A 7375-nucleotide genomic window follows, 5' to 3' on the forward strand; every position below is an offset into this window, starting at 1 on the left:
CCTTCGAAACCAGAAGCCTGCGACGATGGCCAAAACCCCATTCAGGGAGAACCGCCATGAGCCGCGCTTTCGTCAATGAAGATAACGCCACCCCACAAGCCGACCAGCCGGTAGAACGCCAGGTCAGCACGCAGCCCAACTACGTCACGCCCGAAGGCCTCGCCCTGCTGCAGGCCAAAGTCGCCGAATTGCAAACCCTGCATGGCGAACAATCGGCCCGCGAGGAGGCTGACCCACAGTGGCTGGCCGATCTCGAGCGTGATCTGCGTTACTTCAAGCAACGCCTGCAAAGCGCTCAAGTGGTGACACCGGCCACTTCCACCAAGAAGGTTCAGATTGGCAGCTGGGTGACCTATGCCGACGAACGGGGCACCGAACGACGCGTGCAACTGGTTGGCGAAGATCAGGCCAATGCCGCCAAAGGCCTGATCAACTGGAGCTCACCGCTGGGACGTGCGCTGCTCGGCGCACAGCTGAACGACGAAGTGCTCTGGCAACGACCTGCCGGTGATCAACTGATCGAAATCATCCGCATCGAACCGAGTTAAACCACACCCTTGGCCTGGAAATGGCGCACAAAAAAAACGGAGCCCGAAGGCCAATACCAGTCAGTTAAGCGCAATCCATGTGGGAGCGAGCCTGCTCGCGATAGCGGTGGGTCAGTCAACATTGATGTTGAATGTTATGCCGTCATCGTCGGAACGCCGCCCGGAGCCGGCTCGCTCCCACAGGTTTGTGCCTTAACTGACAGGCATTAACCCGAAGGCTCCGTTTTTCATGCAACCAGCCGATCAGGCCAGTTTCTTGTGACGCACCCGGTGTGGCTGGGAAGCGGCATCGCCAAGACGTTTTTTGCGGTCGGCTTCGTACTCGGTGTAGTTGCCTTCGAAGAACACCGCTTGCGAGTCGTCTTCGTACGCCAGGATGTGCGTCGCGACGCGGTCAAGGAACCACCGATCGTGAGAGATCACAATGGCGGCGCCCGGGAAGTCCAGCAGGGCTTCTTCCAGGGAACGCAGGGTTTCAACGTCGAGGTCGTTGGACGGTTCGTCGAGCAGCAGGACGTTGCCGCCCTCTTTCAGGGTCAGGGCCAGGTGCAAGCGACCACGCTCACCACCGGACAGGTCCTTGACGAACTTCTGCTGATCGCCGCCCYTGAAGTTGAAGCGACCCACGTAGGTGCGCGACGGGATCTCGTAGTTGCCGATGCGGATCTGGTCGGAACCGTCGGAGATCTGCTGGAACACAGTCTTGCTGCCGTCCAGGTCTTCACGGCTCTGGTCGACGCAGGCCAGTTGCACGGTTTCACCGACTTCGATGGTGCCCGAATCCGGTTGTTCCTTGCCCATCAGCATGCGGAACAGCGTGGATTTACCCGCACCGTTACCACCGATCACGCCAACGATGGCGCCTTTAGGCATGGAGAACGACAGGTTGTCGATCAATACGCGATCGCCATAGCCCTTGGTAACGTTCTTGAATTCGATGACCTTGTCGCCCAGGCGAGGACCGGCCGGGATGTAGATCTCGTTGGTTTCGCTGCGCTTCTGGAATTCCTGCGATTGCATTTCTTCGAAGCGTTGCAGACGCGCCTTGGATTTCGACTGACGGGCCTTGGCGCCTTTGCGCACCCACTCCAGCTCTTCCTTCATGGCCTTTTCATGGGCCGACTGCTGCTTGGATTCGGCGGCCAGACGATCGGACTTGGCTTCAAGCCAGCCCGAATAGTTGCCCTCGTAAGGAATACCGGYGCCGCGGTCGAGTTCCAGAATCCAGCCGGCGACGTTGTCCAGGAAGTAACGGTCGTGCGTGATCGCAACCACGGTACCCGGGAAGTCGTGGAGGAAATGCTCCAGCCAGGCTACGGAGTCGGCGTCCAGGTGGTTGGTTGGTTCGTCGAGCAGCAGCATGTCCGGTGCGGACAGCAGCAGGCGGCACAGGGCCACACGACGCTTTTCACCACCGGACAGGTGTTCGATTTTGGCATCCCAGGCCGGCAGACGCAGTGCATCGGCAGCGACTTCCAGTTGGCGATCCAGGTTGTGACCGTCGCCCGCCTGCAGGATGGCTTCGAGCTTGGCCTGTTCGGCGGCCAGCTTGTCGAAGTCGGCATCCGGGTCGGCGTATTCGGCGTAGACCTGATCCAGACGCGCTTGCGCGTCCTTGATCACGCTGACCGCTTCCTCGACCACGTCACGCACGGTCTTGGTCGGATCCAGCAGCGGTTCTTGCGGCAGGTAGCCGATGTTCAGTTCCGGCATCGGACGGGCTTCGCCGTCGAACTCGGTGTCGACGCCAGCCATGATTTTCAACAGTGTGGATTTACCCGAGCCGTTGAGGCCGAGCACGCCGATCTTGGCGCCCGGGAAGAACGACAGCGAAATGTTTTTCAGGATTTCCCGCTTCGGCGGAACAACTTTGCCCAGCCGATGCATGGTGAAGACGTATTGAGCCATGGAGAACCTAGGGTCAGTGACTGATGAATATAAGCACGGGCGAAGCCCGGGCCAGGCCATACGCGCCGCCAGCGATTGATCGCTATCAATACGTGCGCACGAAACAAAGCCTGAGTCTAAGAGCTGGAACGCTCCCGCGTAACCGGCAAAGCTACCTTAATGACGGAAGGCAGTCCAGCCGAGAGGGGCTGGCACTTTGCCACAGCTCAAGGCATGCTAGCCGCCCTCCGGGCGTCCGGCTTATAGTGCACGTCGCGCCAATCCAGCCAAACCGCAGGATCACAGTTTGTCCAATGTCACTCCGCCTTCGTCCGTGAGCGCACTGAGTCCTGCGACCGGATCGCCCCTGCGCGGCACCTTGAAAGGTGCATTGGCGACGCTTGTCCTGCTGTTGATCGGATTGCTGCTCTGGCAGTTGTTCGACCAACTGAGCGAAACCCAGAATAGCCAGCGCCAGTACACCATCGACTACACCGCCGATCTGGCCGCGCAAGTCAGTCTGGACATGGCGCTCAACGCCCAGATCGCACTGAATCTGCTACCGATCGTCGAGCAACCGCAGACCGTTGATCAGCAACAGGCGTTGCTGCGCAAACTGCAACAATCCTTGCCCGACTTACTCAGCCTGGCGTTGCTCAGCCCCTCGGGGAAAGTCCTCAGTGACAGCGCCAGTGACAGCCAGGATGCCGACTACCTGAGAGACCTGGTTCGACGCAGTCATGCGCAGGTGCATTACTTCAGCAATGCCAACGACGGCTCGGTGGTGAACCTGTTACTGCACCAGGCCAGCGGCAGCACGCGCGGCTACTGGCTCTTGCGCCTGCGACCGACGTTTTTCTCTTCGCTGACCAAACAGAGCGACACAGGAATCCGTCCGCTGTGGGTGGTGGAAAACCGCATCAACCAACAGATCGTCAGCCGCGACGACGGATTACCCTCGAACAAACCGGACACGGTAAACGCCAATGACCTGGCGAACAGCGTACTGGTCGTCCCGCTCAGTAACAGCGACTGGCAATTACGCGGGCTGTTTGACCGGCAACGCGTGTTCGAACAATTGCTGCCGGTGTTTATCGGCAAATGCCTGCTGGGTTTGGCCTTTTCGACGCTACCGCTCATCGCATTGTTGAATATGCGCCGACGCCAGCGTCAGGTGCACGACGGACGTCGGCGCTATCGGGACATTTTCGACGGCACCGGTGTTGCGCTCTGCGTACTGGATCTCTCCGGCCTCAACGCCTGCCTCGACAAGGCCCAACTGCACACCAGCGAGCAATTGCGGCGGTGGCTGCAGAACACCGAACAACGCCAGCAGTTGCTGCAAGAGTTGCGCATCACCGAGGTCAACCAGGTCGCCCTGCACCTGCTCAACGTCCAGTCCAGCGAGCAAGCCTGGAAGCTTCTGATCGAAGGCGGGCCACTGGATGGCAATGCCATCGGCAACCAGTTGCTCGACGCCGTGCTCAACCAGCAAAAGCAGCTGGAACTGGAGATCAAGCTCAAGGACAGCCAGGGCCGCGACCAGCATCTGTGGCTGGTGTTGCATTTGCCGCAAGCACAGCACGACGCCAAAGCGGTGATCCTCAGTATCAGCGATATTACCAGCCGTAAAATTGTCGAGCTGTCGCTGCTGGAGCGTGAAGGCTTCTGGTCGGATGTCGTGCGCACCGTTCCGGATCACCTCTACGTGCAGGACGTGATCAGCCAGCGGATGATTTTCAGTAACCATCACCTGGGCCAGACGCTGGGTTACAGCAAAACCGAACTGCACCAGATGGGCGAGTACTTCTGGGAGATTCTGCTGCACCCCGAAGATGCCGATCACTACCACCATTTGCGTCAGGAACAGCGCCAGGCCGGTTACACCCAACTGATGCAGTGCCAATTGCGTTTTCGCCACCGCGACGGCACATGGCGGCGTTTCGAAATCCGCGAACAGGCGCTGGCGCGGGACCAACACGACCAGGTCACCCGCATTATTGGTGTGGCCAAAGACATTACCGATCAGATCGAAGCCAGTGAATCCTTGCGCGACAGCGAGCAGCGTTACCGGATGCTCGCTGAAAGCRTCAGCGACGTGATTTTCTCCACCGACAGCAAACTCTCGCTCAATTACGTCAGCCCGTCGGTGAACGCCGTGCTCGGCTATGACGTTGACTGGATCTTCCAGAATGGCTGGCAATCAACCATCGCCAATCCACAACAATTGACTGGCATCTACAGCTTGATGGACCGGGTCAGCAAGGCCCTGGATAAACCCGAGCAACTGGCGCAATTGCGCACTCAGGTGCAAACCCAGCTGTTCCTGTTCGACTGCTTGCGCGCCGACGGACGCAAAATCCCGATCGAACTGCGCCTGGTACTGGTCTGGGATGAACACGGTGCGTTCGAAGGTGTGCTCGGGGTCGGTCGTGATATCAGCCAGCAGCGCCGCGCCGAGAAAGACCTGCGCATGGCAGCGACGGTTTTCGAGCACTCGACGTCAGCGATTCTGATCACCGACCCGGCCGGCTATATCGTGCAGGCCAACGAAGCCTTCAGCCGCGTCAGCGGTTATGAAGTGGCGCAGGTTCTCGACCAGTTGCCGAACATGCTGACCGTCGATGACCAGCAGGAAGCCCACCTGCGGTATGTGCTCAAGCAACTGCATCAGCACAGCACCTGGGAAGGCGAAGTCTGGCTCAAGCGCCGCAACGGTGAACATTACCCGGCGTGGGTCGGCATTACGGCGGTGCTCGATGACGAAGGCGACCTCGCCAGCTACGTGTGCTTCTTCAGTGACATCAGCGAGCGCAAGGCCAGCGAACAGCGGATTCACCGCCTCGCCTACTACGACGCCCTGACCCACCTGCCCAACCGCACCTTGTTCCAGGACCGGTTGCACTCCGCGCTGCAATCGGCGGAGCGGCAGAAGTCGTGGGTCGTGCTGATGTTCCTCGACCTCGATCGTTTCAAACCGATCAACGACTCCCTTGGCCACGCCGCCGGCGATCGCATGCTCAAGGAAATGGCCACCCGCCTGCTCGGTTGCGTCGACGATGACGACACGGTGGCACGCATGGGCGGTGATGAGTTCACCTTGCTCCTGCAACCGCGTGCCAGCCGTGAGATCGCGCTGAACCGRGCSATTCAYGTGGCCGARCAGATCCTYGCCAGCCTGGTGAAGCCGTTTGTCCTCGAAGGCCGCGAGTTCTTTGTCACTGCCAGTATCGGCATCGCCTTGAGTCCGCAGGACGGCAACGAGCTGAGCCAGCTGATGAAGAACGCCGACACGGCGATGTACCACGCCAAGGAGCGCGGCAAGAACAACTTCCAGTTCTATCAGGCGGACATGAACGCCAGCGCCCTGGAGCGCCTGGAACTGGAAAGCGACCTGCGCCACGCCCTTGAGCAAAACGAATTCGTCCTGTACTACCAGCCGCAATTCAGCGGCGACGGTAAACGCCTGACCGGCGCCGAAGCCCTGCTGCGCTGGCGGCATCCACGTCGCGGGCTGGTGCCGCCGGGAGACTTCATTCCAGTGCTCGAAGAGCTCGGGCTGGTGGTGGATGTCGGTGACTGGGTGATCAGCGAGGCCTGCCGTCAGCTCAAGAGCTGGCACCAGAGCAAGGTCCGCGTCCCGAAAGTCTCGGTGAACATCTCTGCACGGCAGTTCTCCGACGGCCAGCTCGGGACGCGCATCGCCACCATCCTCAAGGACACGGGCCTGCCACCGGCCTGCCTGGAGCTGGAACTGACCGAAAGTATCCTGATGCGTGAGGTCAGCGAAGCCATGCAGATTCTCGCCGGGCTGAAAAACCTCGGCCTGAGCATCGCCGTCGACGACTTCGGCACCGGTTATTCATCACTGAACTACTTGAAGCAGTTCCCGATCGACGTGCTGAAAATCGACCGGACCTTCGTCGACGGCCTGCCGTCCGGTGAACAGGACGCGCAGATTGCCCGAGCGATCATCGCCATGGCCCACAGCCTGAACCTGGCGGTGATCGCCGAGGGCGTCGAAACCCAGGAACAGCTCGACTTCCTGCGTGAACACGGCTGCGACGAGGTGCAGGGTTATCTGTTCGGCCGCCCGATGCCAGCGGCGCGTTTCGAAGCGCAATTCAGCAATGATGCGCTGTTCATGTTCGACTGAAATCCTTGTGCTGAGGCAGATGACGTCATCGTCGGAGCGCCGCCCGGAGCCGGCTCGCTCCCACATTTGAAATGCGTCCCCTGTGGGAGCGAGCCTGCTCGCGATGAGGCCTGCACAATCGCCGCATATCCCGTCATGAACACCACTTGTCTGCGACATGATGTCCTTTCATATGCCAGATAAAACCCATTGGGTTAGAATGCCTTCCTTTTCTGCCCCCCGATCCTTGAGGACCGCCATGTTCAGCCGTGATTTGACTATTGCCAAGTACGACGCCGACCTTTTTGCCGCCATGGAGCAAGAAGCTCAGCGCCAGGAAGAACACATTGAGCTGATCGCTTCGGAAAACTACACCAGCCCAGCGGTGATGGAAGCTCAAGGCTCGGTTCTGACCAACAAGTACGCCGAAGGCTACCCAGGCAAGCGCTACTACGGCGGTTGCGAGTACGTCGACGTGGTTGAGCAACTGGCCATCGACCGTGCCAAGCAACTGTTCGGCGCCGATTACGCCAACGTTCAGCCACACGCCGGTTCGCAAGCCAACAGCGCCGTTTACCTGGCCCTGCTGCAAGCGGGCGACACCATCCTGGGCATGAGCCTGGCCCACGGCGGTCACCTGACCCACGGCGCCAGCGTTTCCTCCTCCGGCAAGCTGTACAACGCCGTTCAGTACGGTATCGACAGCAACGGCCTGATCGACTACGACGAAGTCGAGCGCCTGGCTGTTGAGCACAAGCCAAAAATGATCGTGGCCGGTTTCTCTGCCTACTCGCAGATCCTGGAC

The 7375-nt window shown here is 59.9% G+C and carries 4 protein-coding genes; 3 read left to right on the forward strand and 1 reads right to left on the reverse strand.

The genetic code is table 11. From position 1 onward, the window contains the following. Positions 1-56 precede the first annotated feature (56 nt). Positions 57-548: a GreA/GreB family elongation factor gene (locus tag AC1DH9_RS16980; RefSeq protein WP_427547041.1), complete on the forward strand. Its 492-nt coding sequence runs from the start codon at positions 57-59 to the stop codon at positions 546-548. Positions 549-791: 243 nt separating this feature from the next. On the opposite strand, the gene ettA is transcribed toward AC1DH9_RS16980, so the two are convergent. Next, positions 792-2456 carry an energy-dependent translational throttle protein EttA gene (gene ettA, locus AC1DH9_RS16985; protein ID WP_477808463.1) on the reverse strand — a complete coding sequence of 555 codons (1665 nt, stop codon included), beginning with the start codon at positions 2454-2456 and terminating at the stop codon, positions 792-794. Positions 2457-2742: 286 nt separating this feature from the next. On the opposite strand from ettA, the gene AC1DH9_RS16990 reads away from it, so the two are divergent. Beyond that, positions 2743-6591 carry a sensor domain-containing protein gene (locus AC1DH9_RS16990; RefSeq protein WP_477808464.1) on the forward strand — a complete coding sequence of 1283 codons (3849 nt, stop codon included), beginning with the start codon at positions 2743-2745 and terminating at the stop codon, positions 6589-6591. Between the two features lie 238 nt (positions 6592-6829). Beyond that, positions 6830-7375 (forward strand): PLP-dependent aminotransferase family protein (locus tag AC1DH9_RS16995; RefSeq protein WP_477808465.1); only part of this gene is annotated, 546 nt, incomplete at its 3' end.

The organism is Pseudomonas sp. 05T35 (genome assembly GCF_056396605.1).